21 protein-coding genes are annotated in these 22,764 nt (G+C 39.6%); 15 read left to right on the top strand and 6 right to left on the bottom strand.

Features of this window, described 5'->3' with window-relative positions:
* Positions 1-52 precede the first annotated feature (52 nt).
* From FDK13_RS36885 to FDK13_RS06630, 4 genes are all read left to right on the top strand, one after another.
* A complete protein-coding gene (locus FDK13_RS36885; protein ID WP_445438710.1) occupies positions 53-370 on the top strand; it encodes a DUF3885 domain-containing protein in 318 nt (105 codons plus the stop codon).
* An 89-nt stretch (positions 371-459) separates the two neighbouring features.
* Positions 460-642 (top strand): DUF2442 domain-containing protein, encoded by a 183-nt coding sequence (locus FDK13_RS06640; protein ID WP_137339191.1) that lies wholly within the window; start codon positions 460-462, stop codon positions 640-642.
* Between the two features lie 967 nt (positions 643-1,609).
* Positions 1,610-2,416 (top strand): hypothetical protein, encoded by an 807-nt coding sequence (locus FDK13_RS06635; RefSeq protein ID WP_137339190.1) that lies wholly within the window; start codon positions 1,610-1,612, stop codon positions 2,414-2,416.
* 10 nt (positions 2,417-2,426) lie between these two features.
* Positions 2,427-3,971 (top strand): hypothetical protein, encoded by a 1,545-nt coding sequence (locus FDK13_RS06630; RefSeq protein WP_137339189.1) that lies wholly within the window; start codon positions 2,427-2,429, stop codon positions 3,969-3,971.
* A 272-nt stretch (positions 3,972-4,243) separates the two neighbouring features.
* Here the strand turns inward: FDK13_RS06630 and FDK13_RS06625 are convergent, their stop codons facing one another.
* Entirely contained in the window at positions 4,244-4,663 is a 420-nt protein-coding gene (locus tag FDK13_RS06625) for a hypothetical protein (RefSeq protein WP_137339188.1), read from the bottom strand.
* Positions 4,664-4,856: 193 nt separating this feature from the next.
* A complete protein-coding gene (locus FDK13_RS06620; RefSeq protein ID WP_137339187.1) occupies positions 4,857-5,858 on the bottom strand; it encodes a zinc-dependent alcohol dehydrogenase family protein in 1,002 nt (333 codons plus the stop codon).
* Between the two features lie 92 nt (positions 5,859-5,950).
* Here FDK13_RS06620 and FDK13_RS06615 point away from each other — a divergent pair, with 92 nt between their 5' ends.
* The 9 genes from FDK13_RS06615 (at position 5,951) to FDK13_RS06570 (ending at position 14,675) form a co-directional block, all read left to right on the top strand.
* A complete protein-coding gene (locus tag FDK13_RS06615) occupies positions 5,951-6,781 on the top strand; it encodes an AraC family transcriptional regulator (protein ID WP_137339186.1) in 831 nt (276 codons plus the stop codon).
* Between the two features lie 93 nt (positions 6,782-6,874).
* Complete coding sequence (locus tag FDK13_RS06610) at positions 6,875-7,096, top strand: type II toxin-antitoxin system HicB family antitoxin (protein WP_137339185.1); 222 nt, start codon at positions 6,875-6,877, stop codon at positions 7,094-7,096.
* 287 nt (positions 7,097-7,383) lie between these two features.
* Positions 7,384-7,950 carry a hypothetical protein gene (locus FDK13_RS06600; protein WP_137339184.1) on the top strand — a complete coding sequence of 189 codons (567 nt, stop codon included), beginning with the start codon at positions 7,384-7,386 and terminating at the stop codon, positions 7,948-7,950.
* Between the two features lie 98 nt (positions 7,951-8,048).
* Positions 8,049-8,912 (top strand): hypothetical protein, encoded by an 864-nt coding sequence (locus FDK13_RS06595; protein WP_137339183.1) that lies wholly within the window; start codon positions 8,049-8,051, stop codon positions 8,910-8,912.
* A 96-nt stretch (positions 8,913-9,008) separates the two neighbouring features.
* A complete protein-coding gene (gene cysQ, locus FDK13_RS06590; RefSeq protein ID WP_137339182.1) occupies positions 9,009-9,794 on the top strand; it encodes a 3'(2'),5'-bisphosphate nucleotidase CysQ in 786 nt (261 codons plus the stop codon).
* A 58-nt stretch (positions 9,795-9,852) separates the two neighbouring features.
* The gene (locus FDK13_RS06585) at positions 9,853-10,923 is read left to right on the top strand and encodes a DUF3500 domain-containing protein (RefSeq protein WP_229215924.1); all 1,071 of its coding nucleotides are present in this window, start codon (positions 9,853-9,855) and stop codon (positions 10,921-10,923) included.
* Positions 10,924-10,952: 29 nt separating this feature from the next.
* Positions 10,953-12,596, top strand: coding sequence for an alpha-glucan family phosphorylase (gene glgP / locus FDK13_RS06580; RefSeq protein ID WP_170982729.1), 1,644 nt, complete (start codon positions 10,953-10,955; stop codon positions 12,594-12,596).
* A 173-nt stretch (positions 12,597-12,769) separates the two neighbouring features.
* The gene (locus FDK13_RS06575; RefSeq protein ID WP_137339181.1) at positions 12,770-13,441 is read left to right on the top strand and encodes a hypothetical protein; all 672 of its coding nucleotides are present in this window, start codon (positions 12,770-12,772) and stop codon (positions 13,439-13,441) included.
* 157 nt (positions 13,442-13,598) lie between these two features.
* Positions 13,599-14,675, top strand: a complete 1,077-nt coding sequence (locus FDK13_RS06570; protein WP_137339180.1) for an isoaspartyl peptidase/L-asparaginase family protein — start codon at positions 13,599-13,601, stop codon at positions 14,673-14,675.
* 88 nt (positions 14,676-14,763) lie between these two features.
* On the opposite strand, the gene FDK13_RS06565 is transcribed toward FDK13_RS06570, so the two are convergent.
* The 4 genes from FDK13_RS06565 to FDK13_RS06550 all read right to left on the bottom strand — a co-directional run bounded on the left by FDK13_RS06565 (position 14,764) and on the right by FDK13_RS06550 (position 18,819).
* Positions 14,764-15,705: an SDR family oxidoreductase gene (locus tag FDK13_RS06565; RefSeq protein ID WP_137339179.1), complete on the bottom strand. Its 942-nt coding sequence runs from the start codon at positions 15,703-15,705 to the stop codon at positions 14,764-14,766.
* A 197-nt stretch (positions 15,706-15,902) separates the two neighbouring features.
* On the bottom strand, positions 15,903-16,610 hold the full coding sequence (locus tag FDK13_RS06560) for a peptidylprolyl isomerase (RefSeq protein WP_137339299.1): 708 nt from the start codon (positions 16,608-16,610) through the stop codon (positions 15,903-15,905).
* A gap of 6 nt (positions 16,611-16,616) precedes the next feature.
* Positions 16,617-17,210 carry a hypothetical protein gene (locus tag FDK13_RS06555; protein WP_137339178.1) on the bottom strand — a complete coding sequence of 198 codons (594 nt, stop codon included), beginning with the start codon at positions 17,208-17,210 and terminating at the stop codon, positions 16,617-16,619.
* Between the two features lie 184 nt (positions 17,211-17,394).
* Positions 17,395-18,819, bottom strand: a complete 1,425-nt coding sequence (locus tag FDK13_RS06550) for a POTRA domain-containing protein (protein WP_137339177.1) — start codon at positions 18,817-18,819, stop codon at positions 17,395-17,397.
* 243 nt (positions 18,820-19,062) lie between these two features.
* Here FDK13_RS06550 and FDK13_RS06545 point away from each other — a divergent pair, with 243 nt between their 5' ends.
* Positions 19,063-19,269, top strand: a complete 207-nt coding sequence (locus FDK13_RS06545) for a hypothetical protein (protein WP_137339176.1) — start codon at positions 19,063-19,065, stop codon at positions 19,267-19,269.
* 96 nt (positions 19,270-19,365) lie between these two features.
* Positions 19,366-22,740: a SusC/RagA family TonB-linked outer membrane protein gene (locus FDK13_RS06540; protein WP_137339175.1), complete on the top strand. Its 3,375-nt coding sequence runs from the start codon at positions 19,366-19,368 to the stop codon at positions 22,738-22,740.
* Positions 22,741-22,764 lie beyond the last annotated feature (24 nt).

The raw sequence follows: 22,764 nt of genomic DNA, 5'->3' as shown, positions 1-22,764 counted from the left end.
GCACCGCTTGGCAATCCGGTAAATTATAAGCTGATGAAAAGAAAATGTTGCGATCACAGAGAAACTACTAGTCGTTGCAATTCTCAAACAACAGAAAGAAGCTTTTGATGATGCAGAAATTCTATACATCAAGTACGAGAATTATTCCTTGGGCAAGATTTTTCCGTTGGTACAGATGATCGCAGGGTTTGATCTTGGGTTTAAAAACACAATTAATATTTTATCTTATTTCTTGTCTTTTCAAAATCAACCTTTGTTGTTGAACTTATATGATGATCGAGGAATGGAATTATTAGCTCACGATGAACAACTGATTAATTCGGTTGGCGGCAAATTTGCTGATTATGTACTTCGGAGGGAAGCTGAATAATTAATCAAAAATTAAAGTGAGCTAGCCAGAACAGAAAATTTTGTCTCACAAAACGATGGAAAATGAGATAGCAAAAGTTTGGCTTCAGAATGGAGAAATATTTATTCAAACCGTATCTTGTGAAGAGAAGCCACTCTTTAAGTTGGTTTCCAAAATTACTTAATGCTTCTGATGAAGAAAGAGAAAATTTCGAATTGTCACTTTTCGGGATTCACTGGGAAAAGATTGATGAAGATTTAAGTTTTGAAGGTTTCTTTTCATTCTCGAAATAACAAGCGTAAAACATTCTCAAAAAGCCAACACATTGTTTTTTCGAATATTCCCTTAGGACGTGTTTCTTCTATTAACCAAGCGGTTTGATACTAAATTGCTACCGAGTGGTGAAATGAAATTTAAATTGTGTAGTACAGAGATTTATGCATTCCCGTATCGGTCACAAGGTCAGGCTTATTGTCTGGCCTTTTTTTATTTAAAACGGATAGGAGTTTCCTAAACTCGCGATATGGCCGGGTGGCCGGTGCCATTCAATTCCCGTCGCAGCGGTCACAACCATAGTCGTTGCTTTCCAGGTTGCCGATGAGGTTTCCTAATGAATTTATATTTTATTTCTTGTGACTAAAATGGAAAAGAAAAGTCTATAAAGAGGCAAAAGTCCATAGGTTAAATAGTTCAAAAAGGATCGGGGTTTCTCTAATCCTTTTTCGTGTTTGGATCAGGTCTATTAACAAAGTGAAGTCTTATTAAGCTTGATACGTCCCTGTTTGCCGGATGAAATTCTCTTTTTTAATATACGGCATTTTATTCAGGTCTTGCCGGGTTATAAACTCTTGATTTATATTCATATCAATTAGTTGATTACTAATTAATTGATCATCGAATTGGCTGCGATTTAAGCTTGTACTCAGATATGTCCTGCAATATCATAATGCACTCCGATTGGATTTAAACTAATCATAAACCATCGCCTTGTCTGTAGATCAACCATCTATATTAAAGGACTCAAAACGGAAAAAGGGCACCGAAACAGATCTGTTCCGGTACTTCTGGATTTACTGGTTTTCAAGGTCTGTTTCTGTTACCTATCCATCCATTAAATACGACTAACCAATTGATGAATTCGCTGAATTGTGAAACAATGCCGGACGACTGACATCGGGAGTACACGTGCTCAGCTCCCTTATTAAATGTTAAGCACCCCATAAGCTGAAAAGGGAAAAGAGTAGGCAAAAAAATAAGATTATGGCACTAGAATTAGAAATTCGGGATGGATCTCCCTGGTACTTAAGTCCTGATGTTTGGGTGGTTTCAGACCCTGCAGACGTGACTGAAAGTATGCCTGTTGCAGGTACCCCATGTTATTTAATGGCAAAAGTCCGAAATAATGGCCGGGATGCTGCCACTAATGCAACTGTCCGTTTTTATTGGGCAAATCCCTCAATAGGAGTTACCAGAAATACCGCTACACTGATTGGTCAGGCATTCGTGAGCCTGGCTGCCAATGATTTACAGGATGTATTATGCTTAACAGCATGGGTGCCTGAGTTTCTTAATGAGGGGCATGAGTGTATCCTGGCTGAGGCATTTCATAGCACCGATCCTTTACCGTTATCGACGGATTTTAATGTTTCAACCGATAGGCATGTCGCTCAGCGAAATTTATCAGTCCTGCTTGCTATGAATGGTATGTTTCATTTAAATTTTGAAATGCATAACAGTCTGCGAAAAGAACAACATTTTACAGCACTGATTAACCAGGTGCCGGTAGAAAAAGTTATGCACCACTTCCCAATGCTGGTAGAAAAGTATAAGCTCAAAGGGCGAAAAGAAGGGAAACTAGTCAAGGCCGCATTTACCGATACCAAATGTGCTGACGCGGACTTTAAGGAACACTCAGGGAATAAAGATAGCTTCAAATTAGGTCCATTTGGTAAGCAGAAAATGGCGATTACCGGAAAGATCGAAGGAGATTTTGCATTTGTACAGATAACGCAGCGTGCAGAAAAAAATGAAACGGGTGGATTGGGATTTTTAATTATCAACCAGTAATAAAACTATTATGATACCTATTACAGTTCAAAACAGGCCGTTTTCATCAGATTACATTACAGGGTTAATGTTACCTGATGGTATTTTTGAAGCTACACTGGGCAGGCAGCAATTAAATGCATATTTTAGTAACACCGGAGCTTCTACTCAGACAAATCTGAAAATCTATGTTGAAAGTACTTCACATCCGGGGATTATTATTACACCGTCTACGCATACAGTCGGCTCGCTGCTTGCAGGAGCATCATCCCTGCAAAGTTGGGAAGTAAATGTTGGCAATGCACCTGCGGGTAAGCACTATATCAGTTTTATTGCAGAAAATGCTTCCGGGCGATCTAGAATTATTAAACGCATTTTTATCACGAAAGTGTCGTTTAATGAGGCGAGTAATTCATTTTCTGCTGAAACACCGGAAGGGATTATAACAGTTACTATTAATGAACTTTGGACGTCGAAAGATGAATATGATAATTGTGATTGTAAAAAAGGAGGAAGAAAGTATAGTGAAAAAGCCATTTCCCAAACGATTATCAATGACGCTTTAAGTGCCTTGAAAAAGCTGGATATTAATGATTTTAAGGACTGTCCGCCGCAAACCCTATTAATCAAAAATATTAGTGCAGGCATTGTTTATAGTCCTGGCTTTACCGGTCAATATGGTGAGTTACCATATCAGGATCCCTGGTGGAAAACCCTTTTGGCAATATTGGCCGCCATTTTGTTTATTGCAGCTTTTGTTGTGGCAGCAGCTTTTGGAGTGGTAGTAACAGGTGGGGGAGCCGGTATCGCGATTTCAGCTGTCATTACGTGTTGTTCTGTTCCTTTCTTTGCAGCAGTGGGACTCGCCGTAGGAGCTCTTACAAGTGCTATATTATCGTCTGCTCTTGATAGCAGAGACCCATTCAGAAGAGGCCAGGATAATACGTTACCAGGCGCAGGTGAATTAACAATTGGTGAAGCACTAGAGTTTGAGATTGATTACATTGAACCTATTCAACTGGGAAAACCATATAAAATTGGAACGAAATGGAATTATTCAAGAATAACCAAAGATTCATCAGCCGTTGAACGTAGTTATAGTTATGAAGTTGCTGAAACGAATAGCAACATTCATGTACTCTCTAAATATGAGATTGATGCGCCTGATGTGGTTAAAGTCTACCTTCAAAAAGAAAAGCCATTTATTGTTCGGGCAAAATTTTATGATGAAAATGAAAAGTTGTTAAGAGGGCCGCAACTTTTTGTCAAGTGTTTTTTACAAAGAAAGTCCGATAATAAAATTATTTCCTTCATGCTTGAAGATAGCGGAAATGGCCCGGACGAAAAAGCCTCCGAGGGAACCTATACCGGAATCCATTATTTTTCACGACTGGATGATGGATATTGGAGGATGTACGTTATCGCTCAGGACGTAAATTATGCGGATGAAGATATGGCTCCTGATGACGCTGCCCAAATTATTGGAGGACAAGTACTAACACATCAATTAGAGGTTAATTATTCAGGTGGGACCTGTCCACTTGTGCCAGACGGAGAAGTTCACGTCATTGGTTAATCAACAGGAATGTACTGATTATATATTATCTTACTACTTCTTTTCAGGATCAATTCCTTAGAAAGCTTTCTAAGGAATTGATCCTGAAAATGTATTACTCAAAAACAGTTCTGTTTTTTTAAAGGGAAAAAAACCGGATTTAGTTAGAGTGCCATCGGCACGACCGACATTGTAGCCACGGAATTTATTCCGTGGGCAAATGATAACAAGTTATCAAAAATGCCATCGGCACGACCGATTTATAAATCAATTATTTTGTAAAAAAAACTCATTCAATCTTTATGTAATTCCGGATCAACACACTGCATTAACTTAATTCCTGAAATTTCTCTTGAATGAATCTCAGCATCAACCGGCCCTTTAAAATCCAGAACCGACAGCTTATTTTCACCTCGATAAATAAAAGAAACCGTTAAACAGGGTTGCCCGAGGTTAAAGGTTTTCGCTCCGGTTTCCGGATATGCTGCTATTAATTTTTCCAAAATCTCCTCGTTTACGAATTCCAGACATTTCAATATAAACTGGTCATATTCTCCGTCCCAGTTTAAATAAAGGAGGTAAGAATAATCATCCTTTATTTTAAAGTAAAAGTTAAATCGTCGGTGCTGGGCAAAATCACCGGAAAGTTGCAGTTCAGAAGATTCCGGAAAGTATGATTTTATCTCCTCACGTAAATAATCTATTGCGTTCATACTAGTAAGTTATTGTTTGTTCCGGTATTTGTCAATTATAACAAATATATTAATTGGGTATTGTATTTTCGAAGAATTATTAATATTAAAATTGAAAATATACAAAATTAAGGAAATTTTAATTTTGGTATGTGATAAAACCGGAAAATCCTCCGACTGAAATATCGAAGGATTTTCAATTATGGAAAAATTATTAAATTTCAATGACAACTTTTCCACTCGTCGTTCTATTTTCAATGGCTTGGTAAGCCACTTCGATGGTTTCTAATGTAAAAGTTTTAGGATCTAAAGTAGGCTTCAAAAGTCCGTTTTCGGCTAATCGGGTTGCTTCTTTTAAAATTTCTCCGTGATGTTTCCGGCCTTTTCCCGAGAGGAGAGGTAATAGCGTGAACACACCCGAATACGTTGCGCCGCGGAAAGATAGCGGAGCCAAACTGTGACTGCCCCAGCCCAGAATACTTACAACATGTCCTGTATAAACTTTCACTGCCTGAAATGATGCATCAAGCGTTGTTCCGCCCAGTGTATCAAAAATAATATCAAAACCTTCTCCTTTCGTGTGATTGTCAACATAGTCGGAAACGGTTTCAGTTTGATAATCAATCGCAGTAGCTCCAAGCTTATTTAAAATTGATTTCTGACTTTCGGAACCGGTAGCAAACACTTGGGCGCCAAAAGATTTTGCTATTTGTATAGCGATATGTCCCACGCCGCCTGCGCCGCCATGAATTAAAACGCTTTGAGCCGTGCCTACTTTTGCACGATCAACCAAGCCTTCCCAGGCTGTAATAAATGCTAATGGCAACGATGCTGCTTCTTTCATAGTCAGGTTTTTGGGTTTGATCGCCAGAAGATCCGGGTCTACGGAAGCGTATTCTGCCAAAGATCCCTGCACACCACCGATACCGCCTGTCAATCCATATACTTCATCTCCGGCTTTAAAGTTTTCAACATTTCGGCCGACTTTAACTACAATTCCCGCCATGTCCACACCGGGAATAGCTGGTAATTTTACTTTGGCGTGTCCTGCATTTCCTGATTTTATTTTCAGGTCAAGCGGGTTTATTCCGCTTGCTTTTATTTGTACCAAAACCTGATAATCGTCAACTGTTGGGATGCCGATTTCTTTTAAAATGTATGGAGCACCAAATTGTTCTAACACAAGTGCTTTCATATTTCTGGCTGAATTTTCCATGATTATTTTTATTTAAATTGACAGGACAAATTTTGCCGTTTTTATAAGTTAAAAAGGTGTAATTTTACATACCAAAGTTGTACATTTTTGTCATGAAGAAAGATGTCTTACATGAGCCATTTGAGCTGATCCTGAAAGAATTTCTGGATGTTTGTCCGCGTGGCGAACATGCTCACAGTTTTTTTGAAATTATTTACGTGGTTGCCGGGACTGGAATCCAATCCATAAATACGACTGAATTTGCTTATAAACCCGGACATCTGTTTTTAATTGCGCCAGAAGATTCCCATCGTTTTGATATAAAAACGCCGACGCAGTTTTTCTTCATCCGTTTCAATGATATTTATGTGCAGGCGAAAGAAACCGGTCCGTTGCAGCGGATGGAAATGATCTTGAAAAATGCCAGTCATGAACCGGGCTGTGCTTTAAAAAACGATGCGGATAAAAAGGTAGTCAGGTCTATTATGGAAGCGCTGATTGCGGAGCATGACAAAAAGGATTTGTATCATAAGGAGCTCATTTCTCAATATATCAATACGTTGCTGGTGATCATCGCCAGAAATATTATGGTTAGTCTTCCTTCTCAGATTGATGAACAAAGTGATAGCAAAGCAATAAAAATTCTCCAATATGTTCAGGCAAATATTTATAATCCGGAATTTTTGAAAGGTGAACATATCAGCCAGAAATTCGGAATCTCGGAAGCTTACATCGGCCGGTATTTCCAAAAACACATGAATGAGACGTTGCAGCAATTTGTTATGAACTACAAATTAAAGCTGATCGAAAACCGCCTGCAACATACGGATATGCAGATCACCGAAATCGCGAATGAATTTGGATTTACGGATAAGAGTCATTTAAATCGGATTTTTAAGAAGTATGTTGGGGTTAGTCCGGGGGAGTTTAGGGGAAAAAATTAATTAATGTTAAGAACTGATATTTTTAAAGATATTACTTTAAATTAAATTTAACTTTATCATATTTAACTACATATCAGCATCTGTTTTCTCATTATGAAATTAACAATATCAATCGTTAAAGGCGACGGAAAATTTATTGGTTCAATAAAGGAGATTCCTGCTGTCATTACTGAGGGCAGTTCAAAGCAAGAAGTTATGGAGAATTTAAAAGATGCATTAGAATTGTATCTGGAAGATCTAAAAGAGGAAGAAGATCCTGGTGATATTATTGAGAGAGAACGGTTAATTTTCTCTTATGTCGATCAAGAGGAATAAACTGATCCAACATTTAAACAAACATTCTTGCTATTTGCGCAGACATGGCGCAAAGCATGATATTTATATAAATGAAGCCAAAGGTATAACTACGTGTGTTCCCTGACATTCTGCGCTAGATTATGGGTTTTGCAAAACTATATGCAAATAACTAGAAATTGAGGAGATATAATTTCATTTATTTTCCAATAAGTCTTACACTTCTTCTGAACCCCAAAACCCCCATTTTACGTTAAATACCTACGCAGCCAAAACCATCTGCAAGCACTATTCAACGATTAAAAAATATGCAGGAGATTGAGCCATATTATAATTGGGAGAAGCATTATGTTGCCAGTCGGGATCGGAGGTCGCCGTTTTATGGCAGGACTTACAATCTTGATTATTACGAAAATGCAATTTATGGTTATTACATTCATCCGCTTTGGGATGAAATAGGTTCGGAGACACTTTATGTCAAAATCCTTTTCGCGGATTACAACAAACATTTTGCCATCATCGAACTTATGGGTGAGTGGAATGATGCGCTGCACAACGATATCATGTACCTGAAAAGACAGGTCGTTGAGCCGTTGATCGATGAGGGGATTAACCAGTTTATCCTGATGGGCGAGAATATTTTGAATTTTCATGGCAGCGAGGACGACTATTATGCCGAGTGGTTTGACGATGTAGAAGACGGCTGGATAGCGGCTGTGAATTTCAGGGACCATGTGGAAGAGGAATGGAAACGCTACCGGCTGGATTATTACCTGAACTTCGGCGGGACTTTACATATAGAGAATTGGCGTACGCTTCAGCCGGATATCTTTTATGAAATTGTTAAAAAATTGATCATTAGAAGGTTATCATAGTAAAAAGGTTTGCGTTTGTTTGCAACGTTCGGAACTCCTTTGTAGCTTACGCATTCAACCTTTTCTAACTTATTCAATCCAAACCAACACCCACAGTTATGGCAGCTAATGAAGAACCAACACCATCCGAAGGATCATTGGATAAAAAAATTGAAGACATCAAAGCAAAATCAACCGAATTGAAAGACGAAACTGCTGACGGCGTGGAGGAGATTGGAGAGGATGTGAAAGATGCAGCAAAATTGAAAGTGGAGGAAACAGCGGAGGAAAAGATAGCGGAAGTGAAAGCTGAAGCGGGTGATAAAGTCGAGGAAATAAAAGCTGCCGCCGAAGAAAAAGCAGAAGATGCGAAAGAAGTTGTTGCCGAGGTAAAAGAAGATGTATCAGCATCAGCCGAAGCTTATAAAGAAGTGGCAGAGGAAAAAATAGAAGAAGTGAAAACGGAATTGGCAGACGCTAAAATTGAAGCCTCTGACAAAGCCGAAGAACTGGCTGCCGAAGCGGGTGAGAAAGTAACAGAAGTCCAGGAAAAAGCGGAAGAAGTGAAATCCGGTTTTTCTGCCAAAGTAGAGCAATTGCAGAATGAAGTAGAATTGAATATTGCAGCTGGAAAAGTTAAGGCTGAGGAAGTTATTTCTGAGTTGCAGGGCCGGGCTGGTGCTTTGAAAGAAGAAGCTGCCGGTAAATTTGAAGACCTGAAAGAGGAAGCAGCTGAAAAGTTCGCTGATTTGAAAGAGGATGCGTCTGAAAAATTTGAAGATGCCAAAGTGATAGCTGCTGAGAAATATGAGGATGCAAAAGAAATTGCATCAGAAAAACTGGCGGAAGCGCAGGTAAAAGCGGCGGAATTAAAAGCAAAAGCGGAAGTTGAAATTGAAGAACTGAAAGTGGCGGCTTCTGAAAAATATGAAGAAACAAAAACGAAAGCCAAAGGTTTCTGGGCCAGGTTGTTTGGTAAATAAAAGATATTTTATTTGAAAGGATGCCTGTCTGAATTCTTTTCGGGCAGGCATTTTTTATTATATTCCTGAACTGAAATTTTTGAAACACATTACACTATGACACCAGATATCAATAAGTTGCTTGAAATAGCCAAAGACGCCGGAAAGGTTGTTCTGGACATTTATTACGATGCAGAGAAGTCGGAAGAGGTTGAATATAAGGCCGATCATTCGCCTTTGACATTGGCTGATCAGGCTTCTAATAATTTGATTGTATCGAGACTGGAAGTTTTAACGCCGGATATACCGATCATGTCCGAGGAAGAAATTCATGTTTCTTACGATGAACGTAAAAACTGGGAATACTTCTGGTGCGTGGATCCATTGGATGGAACGAAGGAATTTATTAACCGAAATGGCGAGTTTACGATTAATATAGCGCTCATTCACAATCGGGTACCGGTTTTAGGAATTATTTATATTCCTGTTACGGATACGATGTATTACGCAAATCAGGAAACGGGTGGATGGAAAATTGATTCTGACGGAATTAAAACGGCTTTGAAAGTTGATAAAAACAGTACCGACTGGATTTCTGTCGGAAGCCGCTCACATGCGGCGCCGGAAGAAACTGAGGTTTTGGCAAGATATCCGGTTGTGAAGAAAATCGCCATTGGCAGCTCTCTTAAATTTTGTCTGCTTGCCGAAGGTCTGGCGCATATTTATTTTCGTCAAAATCCGACGATGGAATGGGACACCGCTGCGGGACAGGCGATACTTACGTTGAGCGGAGGACAAATGACAACGTTAAATGGGGAGCCGTTTTTGTACAATAAGGTTTCGCTGGTAAACGGAAGTTTTATCTCCGGGGCGCAGTATGTCACGCTGCACGACGGAGAATAAAAGCAGTATATTCAATAGTCAGGGTTTCTTTTGTTTGAACTACAAAACATCAGAAACCATGAGATTTTTCAAACTGTGTTACAGGCTTAACTACTTTATTTTTCTTCCGGGTTTATTTTATAACCAGGCTTTTGCAGATTCGAAAGACAAACTGCTTTCAGAGAAAATGGTTGTCGTGGTAAATGAATTTGTAAAAGCACTGGACGCCGGACAAGTGAAAGAAGCCTGTGTTTCTTTTGAAGATACCATCCGGTTTGACTGGCATTATGTCCCAAGAACACGGAAAGGCCTGACGCTGAAAAATATGAATGAAACGCAGCGGGCGAAAGCTTTTGAAATGGTAAAGTTGGTCATGAGTGCGAATGGCTATCAAAAAACGATGGATATCGTTGATCTGGAAAATGTGCTGCGCGTGGTTGAAAAGCGCACTTCTAACGATACTTATCGTGATCCTGAAAATTATTCCTTCATGGTTTTTGGTACTCCGGATTTAAAACAACCCTGGGGATGGCGGATGGAGGGGCACCATGTTTCATTGCAATTTACTTCTGTTAATGGCGTCATTACATTTACGCCCGGTTTTATGGGTTCCAATCCGGGCAAGGTTTTAGCAGATGTTCCACAAAAGGGAAAGCGCATTTTGAAGGATGAACAGGATATTGCTTTTCAGTTACTTCATTCATTTTCAGATACTCAGAGGCAGAAAGTAATTTTATCGGAAAAGGCGCCCTGGGAAATCTTGTCTTTAAACAATCGCAGTAATTTGGTTGTGGTAAAGGCAGAAGGAATGGCGATGAAAGATATGACAACGGCTCAAAAAACTCTTTTTCAAGAGTTGATCGCTGTTTATCTGAATCGGTATCATGTGACTTTGAAAGATCAGCAAATGGTTAAATTGACAAAATCGGGGCTTGATGGCATACATTTTGCTTGGATGGGTAATGTGGATCCGGAAATAAAAGAAGGAGCGGGGTTTTATTATCGGATTCAGGGGCCGACAATCCTCATCGAATTTGATAATACGCAAAACAACGCAAACCATATTCACACCGTCGTGCGGGATCTGACCAACGATTTCGGCGAAGATTTACTTCGTTTGCATTATGAAAAAATGCACGCGAAGCCTTAGAAAATTTCTTTCATTTAAATTAGTGTTCAATGAATCAGCCATTTTCTGTGCCCTTTCAACATCCGTTCACACCGGATAAAAATTATACAAAATCAGTTGCATACTTTTCCATGGAATTTGCCCTCGATCAGGCTTTAAAATCTTATTCGGGAGGATTGGGTTTTCTGGCAGGCTCACATATGAAAAGCGTATATGCCCTCCGTCAGAATTTAATAGGTGTAGGAATGCTTTGGAAATACGGATATTACGACCAGGGACGCAAACGGGATAACAGCATGGAACCGCAGTTTCATGAAAAAATATATCACTTTTTAACCGATACCGGAATCAATTTCCAGATTCCAATTTTGGGGAAACAGGTTTGGGTTCGCGCCTATTACCTATCTCCGGAAGTTTTTAAAACGGCTCCCATGTTTTTCCTGACCACGGATGTAGATGGAAATGATGAAGAAATGCGGGCAATTTCTTATTCGCTATACGATTCGGACGTGACTATGAAAGTGGCTCAATGTATGGTGTTAGGAATAGGTGGAGCTAAATTGCTCGACGAATTAAAATACCAGCCGGACATTTACCATTTAAATGAAGCACATGCAGTTTCCGCGGCATTTTATCTATACCAGAAATATAAAAAACTGCCTGAATTAAAGAAGCGATTGGTTTTTACTACCCATACGCCGGAAGAAGCGGGAAATGAAAAACATGACATCAGTTTCCTGGAAAATTTAGGTTTTTTCTCAGGATTGAAAATGGATGTGGTCAGAAAAATTACCGGCATTAAGGATAATATTTTTAATCATTCGCTTGCTGCTTTACGTTTAAGTAAAAAAGCAAATGGTGTTTCAAAACTGCATGGAGAAGTTTCGCGTCAAATGTGGAAAAGCTATCCGGGAATTTGTGAAATAACACATATTACCAACGCTCAGAATAATACCTATTGGGTGGATGAGACGCTGGAAAAGGCAAGAATTAAAAAAGATTCAAAAGCGATTTCGGGTAGAAAAAAAGAACTTAAAAGTGTTCTTTTCAAAACGGTTGCGGATCAATGCGGGAAGATATTTGATCCGAATGTATTGACAATCGTTTGGGCCCGCAGATTTGCAGCTTACAAACGTCCGGATATTTTGACCTGGGATGTTGAGCGTTTTAAGAAGTTGCTTGACAATACCGATATGCCAATCCAGATTATCTGGGCGGGGAAACCGTATCCAAAAGATGAAGGTGCGATTAGTACATTCAACCATCTTTTTTACCTTAGTCACTATTTTGACAACATGGCGGTATTAACAGGTTATGAACTGGCGCTTTCCAAATTGTTAAAGGATGGTTCTGATGTTTGGCTGAACACACCGGTTGTAACCCGTGAAGCATCCGGAACCAGCGGGATGACTGCGGCAATGAATGCTTCCATCAACTTATCCACTTACGATGGCTGGATTTGTGAATTTGCAAAGGATGGAGAAAATTCTTTTATCGTGCCTGTGGCCGAAGGGGATGATATTAACAAGACTGATTGTGACAATTTCTTCGATTTGATTGAAAATAAAGTATTACCAACTTATTATAAGAATCAGAAGGAGTGGCAGCGGATCACTTTAAATAGCATGAATGATGTGAATGAGCCATTCAATTCTGATCGAATGGCTCGGGAGTATTATGAGAAGCTGTATTAAGATCCGGGTTTAAGGTTTCACGTAGTTAGGTAAGGAAAAGGGCAAAGGGTGCAGAGTTTAATCTTTGCGTTCTTTGCCCTTTTCCTTTTATTCAAATATGGAATAAATTATAATTATTTAAAGATAATGTGTAATATTAAAATTGATTGTACACGTCTAAATTTATGCTTCATATGAAGGAATATTCTTTTGAATACACTGATCAGAAATTCCTGATCATTCTGGTAGGAATTTTTTTAATTATGCTGACAGGACCAATACTTTTCTTAGGTTCGTTTATTCCTGTCGCAGGCGGATGGCTAGGTATAGGCATTGCCATTGGAGCTCCTTTTTTGGTGTTTGCACTCAATAAACGAAAACTAAATAAACAAGTTACGGCTTATTTATATGATACTTCTGTGCAATTGGATTTTGGGGATTATTCACAGCAAATTGATTTTAATAGCTTGAAATCGTATCAAATTGAAGATTACAACGGCATAACACTCCGATTGAAATTATCAAATAATAAAAAGATTGAGCTTACGGCAAGTAGCGGGTTCAGTGGATTTTTGCCAATGAAAATATTTTGCCAGGCTTTGGAGCAAAAAATCATTTTGAGTAATCGTAACAACTTTTCTCATGTGACGCGTATAACATCGGCCTTTGAAAACAAATGGATACTTGTGCTGATGATTACTTTAACTGCTATTTTTGTAATTGGTATAATAAATTCCTCTTTCAAAGATAAATTGTTTACGCCATCGCTTTATACATCCCTTGCCATCTTTGTCGGAATGTGGTTTACATATTTCCGGGCGAGACAAAAAAAGCGAAGACAGGAGCTTAATGCCAGCGAGAGTTAGTTATTTAAATTTCACGCAAAGGTGTAAAGGTAAAAAATGCAAAGGGCGCAGAGATTTAAAACTTTGCGGCCTTTGCGAAAACCTTTTTTGCTTTGCGTGAAAAAATAGCCGATACTTTCTAAATTTGAGCAAGTCAAATCCAAACCAATTCACTTCTATGAAATTCATTTCTTCAATACTTCTTTTCTTTTTTATATTTCAAACTTCTTTCGCCCAGGATTATTCTGGCAAAATCACACTTGTCATTCACGGCGGAGCAGGAACAATTACCCGTGCCAACATGACGCCTGAAAAAGAAAAAGCATACCGCGAAGTTCTGAATATTGCTTTACAAAAAGGTTATGCCGTTTTGAAACAAGGCGGAACTAGTGAAAAAGCGGTGGAAGCAGCGATTATGGTTATGGAAGATTCGCCGCTTTTCAATGCCGGCAAAGGAGCCGTTTTCACAAACGAAGGCAAAAATGAAATGGATGCGGCGATTATGGATGGCAAAACCTTAAAAGCAGGTGCTATTGCTGGTGTTACGACAATCAAAAATCCGATTCGTGGAGCAATTGCCGTGATGGAAAAATCTCCGCATGTATTGATGGCGGGAAAAGGAGCAGATTTATTTGCCAAAGAACAAGGTTTGGAAATCGTTGATCCATCTTATTTCTACACCGAAGCACGTTACAAAGCCTTGTTAAAAGCAAAAGAAGAAGAAAAAATTGAGCTTGATCATACAGAAAACATTAAAAAAGAAATTCAGAAAAAACCGAAAACCGGTTTTGTAAAAGACGAAGATCTGATTTTTACAGAAGGCAAGAAATATGGAACGGTCGGATGTGTGGCTTTGGATAAGTTTGGAAACTTAACAGCCGGTACATCAACAGGCGGCATGACCAACAAAAGATATGGACGTATCGGCGATGCACCAATCATTGGAGCAGGAACCTATGCGAACAATAATACCTGTGCAGTTTCAGCCACTGGTCACGGTGAGTTTTTTATTCGATCTGTGGTAGCTTATGATATTTCTGCTTTGATGGATTACAAAGGTATGTCTGTAAAAGATGCAGCGGATGAGGTTGTTATGAAAAAACTTGTGGAACGTGGCGGAGAAGGCGGCGTGATTGCGCTTGACAGAAATGGAAATTTTGCGATGCCTTTCAACAGTGAAGGAATGTACCGCGGTTATATTAAAGCTGATGGGAAAAGTGAAGTGATGATCTACAAAGACGAAGTCAAGAAATAACAAACGTTCGCCCCGATTTGCAATCGGGGCGGTTATGGTTTAGCGTTTGTAACGCGAATACAAAAATCAAACACAAAAATAAATCCCACTACTTAATCTGGCTTGCCAGCAAAGCAATCCCCTCAACAAAACTATGCGGTTTATAACCCAAAACCGATTCAGATTTTGTCAGATCAAATCCGGTTCTTGGCGGACGGCGAGCTGGTTGTGAAAATCCTGAACTATCCGTTTGAGAAATCAGTGATTTGTCCAGTTTGAAATAATCAGCAGTAATAATTGCCATTTCATATGGCGTGTAAAGTTCTTTTCCGGAAATATTAAATATCCCTTCTGCCTTTTGATCCGCGATTAAAAAGCAACCTGTCGCCAGGTCTTCCGCCAATGTCGGTGTGCGGAACTGGTCGGTTACTACTTTAATATTTTTACCTTCTTCAAGCGATTTTTTTACCCAAAGAATAATATTGCTGCGGCTCATGTCATGAGCAATGCCATAAACCAACACCGTGCGTGCAATGGCCCATTTTATATCAGAATGGATTACAGCTTTTTCAGCGGCATATTTGCTCCATCCATAAAAACTGACCGGATTTGGTTCTGCATCTTCTTTGTAAGGACCGGCAGCTCCATCGAATATAAAATCCGTAGAAACATGAACCAGGAAAACATCATGTCTTTTACAGGATGAAACCAGATATTCTACTGCATTGACATTCTGCTTCCAGCAAGCATCTTTCTCCGCTTCACACTGATCCACATTTGTCATAGCAGCCGTATGAATGATTACCTCAGGTTTTGTCAGCGCAATAACCGCTTCAACCTGCGCAGGATCTATTATGTCCATAGCGTGGTAAACATAGCCGTCATGAAATGGCAAACGATTTTCCCCGCGTGCCGTTGCAATAGTTTCGATAGAAGAATCTTTGATTAATAACTCAATCAATTTTTGTCCCAGAAGGCCGTTTGAACCGGTGATCAAAAAACGTTTTTTTGTTGTTGCCGAAGTAGAAATATCTTGTGAAGTAACCGTCATATCTGGATTGTAAGTGCTTGTTTGTAAGTATTATGGCTAAAATATATCTGTTTTTCATGACGAAGTGATATATGATTCTATCAAGTTTAGACGAAAAAGGGCAGATTTGTCACACAAAAAAGTCGCCGAAGATCTCTTAAAGGGACATCGGCGACTTGGAAATTTATCTATTAACCGGCACATTTGAATTATTGCTTTCAGCCTTCAAATGCGTAGCCATATTTTCTGGTAATTTTTTTCTTCCTCATCTTCTTAACGGAAACCTTCATTCTGATATCTTTATCGGGCCGGTCACGGTCATCTTTTGGTTGAATACTGATTTTATCAACAATGTCAATTCCATCAATAACCTGTCCAAAAACGGTATAAGCTCCGTCCAAATGTGGTGTTCCGCCTTCGGTTTCGTAAACCTTTCTTTGGGAATCTGTCAATTTTCTTGCCGCGCGGGCCGCTTGTTTGTCAAGATCAGATTTGTTCCATTTTTTGCCTTCAACAATATAGAACTGACATCCGCTTGATTCTTTTTTCGGGTTATTATCTCTCGCCGCTGCCAAAGCACCTCTGCGGTGAAAAAGTTTAGGGCTGATTTCCGCCGGGATTTTATATCCGTTATCACCTTTTCCCAATACTTCATCCGGTTTTGCATTACGGGAATTAGGATCACCGCCCTGAATCATAAAATCCTTGATAATCCGGTGAAAAAGCAAATCATTATAGAATTTGTCTTTGGAAAGTTTGATGAAATTTTCCTTATGTTTCGGTGTTTCATCAAATAAAATAAGACGCATCTTACCGAAATCAGTTGTAATCGTTACAAGATAATCTCTCTTTGATTTTTTTTGCGCAAAAGTATTAAATGCCGACAGGCAGAAAACTGTCAGCAAAATCAGGCGGTTAATTTTCATCATAAATTATTTAGCAGCAAGTACATTTTTATCCGGCGTAAACTGGAATTTCAGTCCATAATCTTTTCCTTCTGATACATCTTCCATACTTACGTGGATAGAGTTTTTGTTCCAGGTCACTGTTTTGCCGTTTTCTTTTGGAGCCTGATACGTTTCAGTGAAATAGCTTTTTCCTGCATTCCACAATTGTTTTGTAGCATCCGGGCTGTTCAAATAAACGTCGACGGTAATTTTGTTAACCTTTTTATCAGCCGTTAAGAAATACTGGACATCAATTGTTTCAAGTTTTTCCGTTTCCAAAGTATAACCGACATGATCGGCTACGTCTTCAAACATTTCAAAATTTTCAGTCGCTTTTACTTTCGATAAAGGATCTCCAAAAACAATGCCACGGAATGTCCCGGCAGGAGAATCTCCAATCACTTTTTCCAACAGAGCGGATTGGTCGCTGTTCAGTTCTTCGTGAGCAGGAGGAGTTATTGTTGTTGAATCGGTTACCTCAGCATCTTTTTCCTGACTGGTTTTTGTTTTGCAATTTTCCAACGTAAGTGCAAGAAGCACAATTGCCAAAAGGTTTCTAAGTAGTGTAAAGTGTTTCATTTTTTGCTTAAAGAAATATATACCGCAAATCTAACTATTATCAATTTCTTTTTTTTAACGTCATTTTAATTATCCGCTAAATATATTTTTAATATCTGAAAAAAACCGGGATTCTTAACCGGGACGGTAAAAAAGTGTGCCTTTATTGGAAGAAGAGGACTGGGGAATGTTTTCCGGTTCTGTACTAAAACTCCCGGCCAATGCTGAAAAAGAAACGGCGGTCTCCTTTTGCGTTGAAGGTTTGGTTGAAGCGCGCTACAATATTATAAAAGGTAACAACGTCCAGCCCGAGGCCGCCTCCATAAATGCCCTTATTACCAAGCGAGGTATTGCTAAACTGCGGATAATAATTTTTAACATAACCCGCGTCTGCAAAAGAATTGATATAAACGGCCAGCGGAAGGGTATTAAACTGGCGGATCGGAACCCAGGAGAAATGTTTTTGGGTTGAAAACAATTTGTATTTCAATTCATTTTTTATCAGGGCATAATCTTGTCCATCCACCACATACAATTCATAACCCCGCACCAGATCATTGCGATACCCCATACCGACAGTTTGTAAATATGGTTGTTTTTTAGGGACTGAAAAGCGTCCGCGAATTCCGGAATTTGCAAACCACCTGCCTCCTAAGGAAAAATATTGCTTGAAAGAACCGTAAACAAAAGCCTGATTGATTTCGTCAGAAGGTAAAAGCCCGATTTTGGAAAACTGGATTCCTCCGACTCTTCCGCGTAAGGCATATTGATAATTATCCCGTTTATCGTAGCTATAAGAATAGGTTAGCTGGAAATAAGTTTGCCGTGTTCTTCCTTTCAGAAAATAATTGGGATTTAATGCTGCAATCGTATCCCTTATCGATGTTCCGCTCCAACGCAGATCCAGCGAGTGGAAAGTGTAATATTTATTTCTCCGCGTTAAGGTCAGGAAGGTGTAAAACCGTTTTTTATTGATGTCTTCACTATTAAAATAATCCAGTTTATCTCTCCAGGTGCGGAAAGCCATTGTTTTATTGATTGAATAGGACGCGCCGACCGTGATTCCGGTTTTTTGGGCTTTATCGATATAGGGCAGGGAATATGAAACTTCAAATTTGGGAATAAAACCAAACTCCGCAACCAGCCGGAGCTTATCCGCACGGCCGGTAACATTTCCGTAACTCATATAAATACCATAAATAGTCCGGCTGAAATCCCGGTTCCTGTCATACCACCATTCATTAAAATTCCGGTCAGCGAGCTGGAAAACGGGCGTGGCTATAAAATACCAGCGCTCTTTTACCACAATCCGGATATCAGTCCTTACAGAATCTTCATTAGGTCTCAGAAGTAGTTCTGCCACAACAAATAAATTGGTATTAATCACCTTGCGCCGGTCGATTTCCAACGTTTCAGCCAGTCTGTCCTGACGGATTGTATCTCCGGATTTGATAGCCATTTCCCGCAGAATGATACGGTCCATCGTACGGTGGTTTCCTTCAACGGTGATATTTCCAATGATTACAGATGGCGTTTCATCTGCCGGAAGAACCTGGGCATAGGCCGGTCCGGCGAAAAGAAGGAATAAAAATAAAAAGTAAAAATTAAGTTCGCGTATTGTTTCCTTCATTCTTCTCTGCCCGTGTTTCAGTTTGAAACGATTTTTTGATTATAACCGTATGATTTACTTTCTCAAAATTACGCTTAAATCGGTTGGGATGTTGATATCAGGGTAAATAAACTGAATTGCCAGTAAAAAATACTGACTATTTCCACTGTTAACGAAAAGTTAACTTTTAAAAAAAAGAGGTTACAATAATAGTCTCTTCCTTCGGGCTTACAGTATCATACAACAACTAACCAGCTAATAAAAATGACACATTCCCGGGCTGAAAATTTGATCAACAAACTGATCGCAAACAAGATTTCAGGGGAAGAATTGGGTGAACTGCTGGAAGGTGTGAAAAATGAAGAAGAACAGCAAAAGTATTCCGATGCTCTTGAAATTTATTTCGACCGTCTCCTGAAAGAAAATGCAGGAAACCAGGAACTCAAAAATCAGGAGAAAACTAACCCGTGAAATTGTAATGAAAAACCAGTTAAAAAATCAATGCTTATTAAAAAACTCTATTAACCCTTTTATGCTTGTCTTTGTCCAATTATTATTCTAAAAGTTATGAATTCAAACTCTATTGCTCAGCGTGTGCTCAGACGATTATTTCTCCTGGTCCTTGTGGCCGGAGTTGGTATGTCGGCAGCCAGCGCACAAAATGTAGTTACAGGTAAGGTTACGTCCAAAGATGATGGCACTATAATGCCCGGGGTAAACATTATCCTGAAAGGCACACAGACAGGAACGACAACCACTGCAAACGGTACATATTCCATTGAGGTTTCCGGCGCCAATCCGGTTCTGGTATTTTCTTTTGTGGGATACAATCAGGAAGATGTTCCTGTCAATGGCCGCAGTACACTGGATTTTGTAATTACGCCAAGTGCTGAAAATTTGAAGGAAGTGGTTGTAACCGCCCTTGGCATTAGCCGTGAGAAAAAATCCCTTGCTTATTCTGTCGCTGAAGTTAAAAGCGAGGATCTTGTGAAGGCGTCTAACCCAAGTTTGATGAAATCACTGGATGGTAAAGTGAGCGGTGTGAATTTTACCAATTTGAGCAGTGATCCAACATCCTCGGTACTGGTTAATATTCGTGGAACAAGTACAATGCCAACCACGAGCCAAGGAGGAACGAACGTTTCATTGAACTCACAACCATTATATGTTATTGATGGTATTCAGGTAGGATCTCAATCTACGACTAATAAGGACGGTGTCGATTTTGGTAACATTCTTTCTCAGTTAAACCCGAACGATATCGCCTCTGTAACAATCCTGAAAGGTGGTAGCGCAGGTGCCTTGTACGGAGCTGAAGGTGGAAATGGTGTTGTGATGATCACAACAAAATCTGGTAGAGGTGGCAGAAAAGGGCTTGGTGTTTCTTATTCAACTTCTTTTTCTCAGGAAAAAGCTTATCAGTTTATCCAGGAGCAAAACCAATATGGCCAGGGCGAAAGAGCCAATGAATGGCAATATGATAATACTGATACCTGGGGTCCAAAACTGGATGGATCATTCTCGGCAGATTACTGGGATGTGAAAAATAAAAAATGGGCGAATGGTCCAATGACCTCTTCTAATGAAAACAGAGTGCAGGCCTATCTTCAGACGGGACATACATGGAACAATAGCGTAGCTGTTACCGGAAACTCGGACAGAGGTTCTTTCCGTTTGGGTATTTCAAATATGACGAACGTTGGTGTAATGCCAAACACAAAAACGGAGCAAAAATCTTTTACTTTGAACACAGATTATAATCTAAACAAAAAGTTAAAAGTATCCGTTAGTTCAAGCTACATTCATACTTATTCTCCGAACAAACAAAATACCACGGGTTCGAATAGTGTGTTGAACAATTTGCTTTTCAATTTGCCAACAAATTTGCAGCCATTATCCGATATGAAAGACTATTGGCTGACGGGTTTTGAAGGTGTCAAACAAAACGGTTCAATTATGAAAGATAACGGTGTGGACGTTGCCAATGATAACCCATGGTATACGACCTATGAAAAACTTCACCGTTTTACACGTGATAATTTCTTTGGAAAAATTCAGTTGAACTGGCAGCTTTCGGACAATTTCTCTCTTTTGGCAAGAACAGGGATGGAAAATGTGAAAGAAGCTTATGAGATGAGACAATCATGGGGTGCCAAAGGGGACGCTTTTGGCGGATACGTTACAGGAAATAATACCAGCATTGAAGCAAACTCGGATGTAATTCTTACTTACAACAAGAATTTTGGCAGACTTTCTGTCAATGCTTCTGCTGGTGGAAATTATCGTTTTAACAACACAACTAGTTCTGAAATTACAGGAGGCGATCTGAACTCCCCGGGATTATTCTCTGTGGCGAACATAAAATCAGGAACGCTTACTACTGCCGGGGAAAATAACTGGCCTTTCAGAACAACAAAATCTCAAAGTCTTTATGCAATGGCTACGGTAGGCTGGGATGATAAATTCTTCCTGGACGTAACCGGACGTAATGACTGGAAAGGTATTTTGCCAGAAGAAAAAATCCATTATTTCTATCCGTCAGCATCTTTGAGCTGGGTAGCTTCTGAATCTTTCCATTTTCCGGAAGTGTTTACTTTGGTAAAACCTCGTATCAACATTGCTGATGTGGGTAATGGTTTGGTAAAACAACGATCTGTTGATACCTACACGTACGATGCAAGTCCATGGGGATCTGCAAATACGGTAAGTTTGACAAGCTCACTGGTTGATCCTAACCTGAAAGCGCAGCATTCGATTACCAAAGAAGCTGGGATTGATCTGTGGTTGTTCAAGGGGCGCGTGAAATTTGATGGAACCTATTTTATCAAAACACAAAAAGATCAGATTGGTAATATAGCATTGGTACCGGGCACGGGTTATACAGGTTTACTGACCAATATTGGTGATGTAACCAACAAAGGATTTGAGGCAGGATTGAATTTGACTCCTATCAAAACAAAGGATTTCTCCTGGGATATTTCTACAAGTTTTACACATTACAAAGCGAAGATTACAAAATTGTCTGATCAATTTGCTCCAAACGGATATGTGTTTGCTGACTACGATGGTAAAACCAGAGTGAAAATCGCAAAAGGGGAAGAAATTGGAAATGTTTACGAGCAAAATCCGATCATGAGGGTTAAGGAAGGTCAGTACAAAGGTATGATGTTGCTGGATTCAGAAGAAGGAAAAGTGCAGCAGTCATCTGATGAAAGAGATCGTCAAAAACTGGCCAATTTTAATCCTGACTTTATTTTGGGTATAAACACAACGTTGCGTTACAAACAATTCAGCCTGGGGATTGTGGGAAGTTTGAGAAAAGGAGGGAAATATATTTCTGTAAACCAGCAATATCTTGAATCGAATGGTAGAGCAGAAACGACCCTAGGCTCTGGGCCCAACAATCCATACTGGGTAGGTGGCCGCGATGCGGCAAATGGCGGACTTCCATGGCCAGCAGTTGGTGCAAGTTCAATTGCGGCGATCAACGCCAATAATGATGGGAAACGTTCTTCATCGGTTCAGGATGCAAGTTACGTGAAAGGGGTTTTTGTTAATCCTAACCATACCGGTGATGCAGTTACAGATGCTGATTATATGGTAAATGGCGCTGATCTTAATAATACGTTCTACGATTTCCCTTACAATGGCTACGGCGATATCATCTGGAACTTTGCATCGACAAGAACATATAGCGCTACGAACTTTAAGCTGAGAGAATTATCATTTGCGTACTCCGTACCTGCTACGGTTACCAAAAAATATTTCCTTAACAACCTGATGTTGTCTGTTTATGGCAGAAACCTTTTCCAATGGAATGCTTCCGGCCGTCACGAGGATCCTGAATCTGCATTCTCAGGAGTTGGAACAAGTCAGGGAATTTTAAGAGCAACGTTGCCGAGCATCCGCTCTTACGGATTCAAGGTTTCGGTTGATTTTTAATTAATAACGTTCATTCAGAGAATT

It is taken from the genome of Dyadobacter frigoris (assembly GCF_005280585.1).
GTDB lineage: Bacteria > Bacteroidota > Bacteroidia > Cytophagales > Spirosomataceae > Dyadobacter > Dyadobacter frigoris.
The sequence above is the reverse complement of the archived record's forward strand: the minus strand, read 5'-3'. Positions and strand labels throughout refer to the sequence as shown.

Bases quoted from the DNA above. Each gene is read 5' to 3' on its own strand.
- FDK13_RS06595 (WP_137339183.1), top strand. From the start codon at position 8,049: ATGGCAGCTAATGAAGAACCAACACCATCCGAAGGATCATTGGATAAA.
- FDK13_RS06550 (WP_137339177.1), bottom strand. From the start codon at position 18,819: ATGAAGGAAACAATACGCGAACTTAATTTTTACTTTTTATTTTTATTC.
- FDK13_RS06545 (WP_137339176.1), top strand. From the start codon at position 19,063: ATGACACATTCCCGGGCTGAAAATTTGATCAACAAACTGATCGCAAAC.
- FDK13_RS06600 (WP_137339184.1), top strand. From the start codon at position 7,384: ATGCAGGAGATTGAGCCATATTATAATTGGGAGAAGCATTATGTTGCC.
- FDK13_RS06615 (WP_137339186.1), top strand. From the start codon at position 5,951: ATGAAGAAAGATGTCTTACATGAGCCATTTGAGCTGATCCTGAAAGAA.
- glgP (WP_170982729.1), top strand. From the start codon at position 10,953: ATGAATCAGCCATTTTCTGTGCCCTTTCAACATCCGTTCACACCGGAT.
- FDK13_RS06540 (WP_137339175.1), top strand. From the start codon at position 19,366: ATGAATTCAAACTCTATTGCTCAGCGTGTGCTCAGACGATTATTTCTC.
- FDK13_RS06610 (WP_137339185.1), top strand. From the start codon at position 6,875: ATGAAATTAACAATATCAATCGTTAAAGGCGACGGAAAATTTATTGGT.
- FDK13_RS06555 (WP_137339178.1), bottom strand. From the start codon at position 17,210: ATGAAACACTTTACACTACTTAGAAACCTTTTGGCAATTGTGCTTCTT.
- FDK13_RS06575 (WP_137339181.1), top strand. From the start codon at position 12,770: ATGAAGGAATATTCTTTTGAATACACTGATCAGAAATTCCTGATCATT.
- FDK13_RS06585 (WP_229215924.1), top strand. From the start codon at position 9,853: ATGAGATTTTTCAAACTGTGTTACAGGCTTAACTACTTTATTTTTCTT.
- FDK13_RS06570 (WP_137339180.1), top strand. From the start codon at position 13,599: ATGAAATTCATTTCTTCAATACTTCTTTTCTTTTTTATATTTCAAACT.
- FDK13_RS06630 (WP_137339189.1), top strand. From the start codon at position 2,427: ATGATACCTATTACAGTTCAAAACAGGCCGTTTTCATCAGATTACATT.
- FDK13_RS06560 (WP_137339299.1), bottom strand. From the start codon at position 16,610: ATGAAAATTAACCGCCTGATTTTGCTGACAGTTTTCTGCCTGTCGGCA.
- FDK13_RS06640 (WP_137339191.1), top strand. From the start codon at position 460: ATGGAGAAATATTTATTCAAACCGTATCTTGTGAAGAGAAGCCACTCT.
- FDK13_RS06620 (WP_137339187.1), bottom strand. From the start codon at position 5,858: ATGGAAAATTCAGCCAGAAATATGAAAGCACTTGTGTTAGAACAATTT.
- FDK13_RS06635 (WP_137339190.1), top strand. From the start codon at position 1,610: ATGGCACTAGAATTAGAAATTCGGGATGGATCTCCCTGGTACTTAAGT.
- FDK13_RS06565 (WP_137339179.1), bottom strand. From the start codon at position 15,705: ATGACGGTTACTTCACAAGATATTTCTACTTCGGCAACAACAAAAAAA.
- FDK13_RS06625 (WP_137339188.1), bottom strand. From the start codon at position 4,663: ATGAACGCAATAGATTATTTACGTGAGGAGATAAAATCATACTTTCCG.
- cysQ (WP_137339182.1), top strand. From the start codon at position 9,009: ATGACACCAGATATCAATAAGTTGCTTGAAATAGCCAAAGACGCCGGA.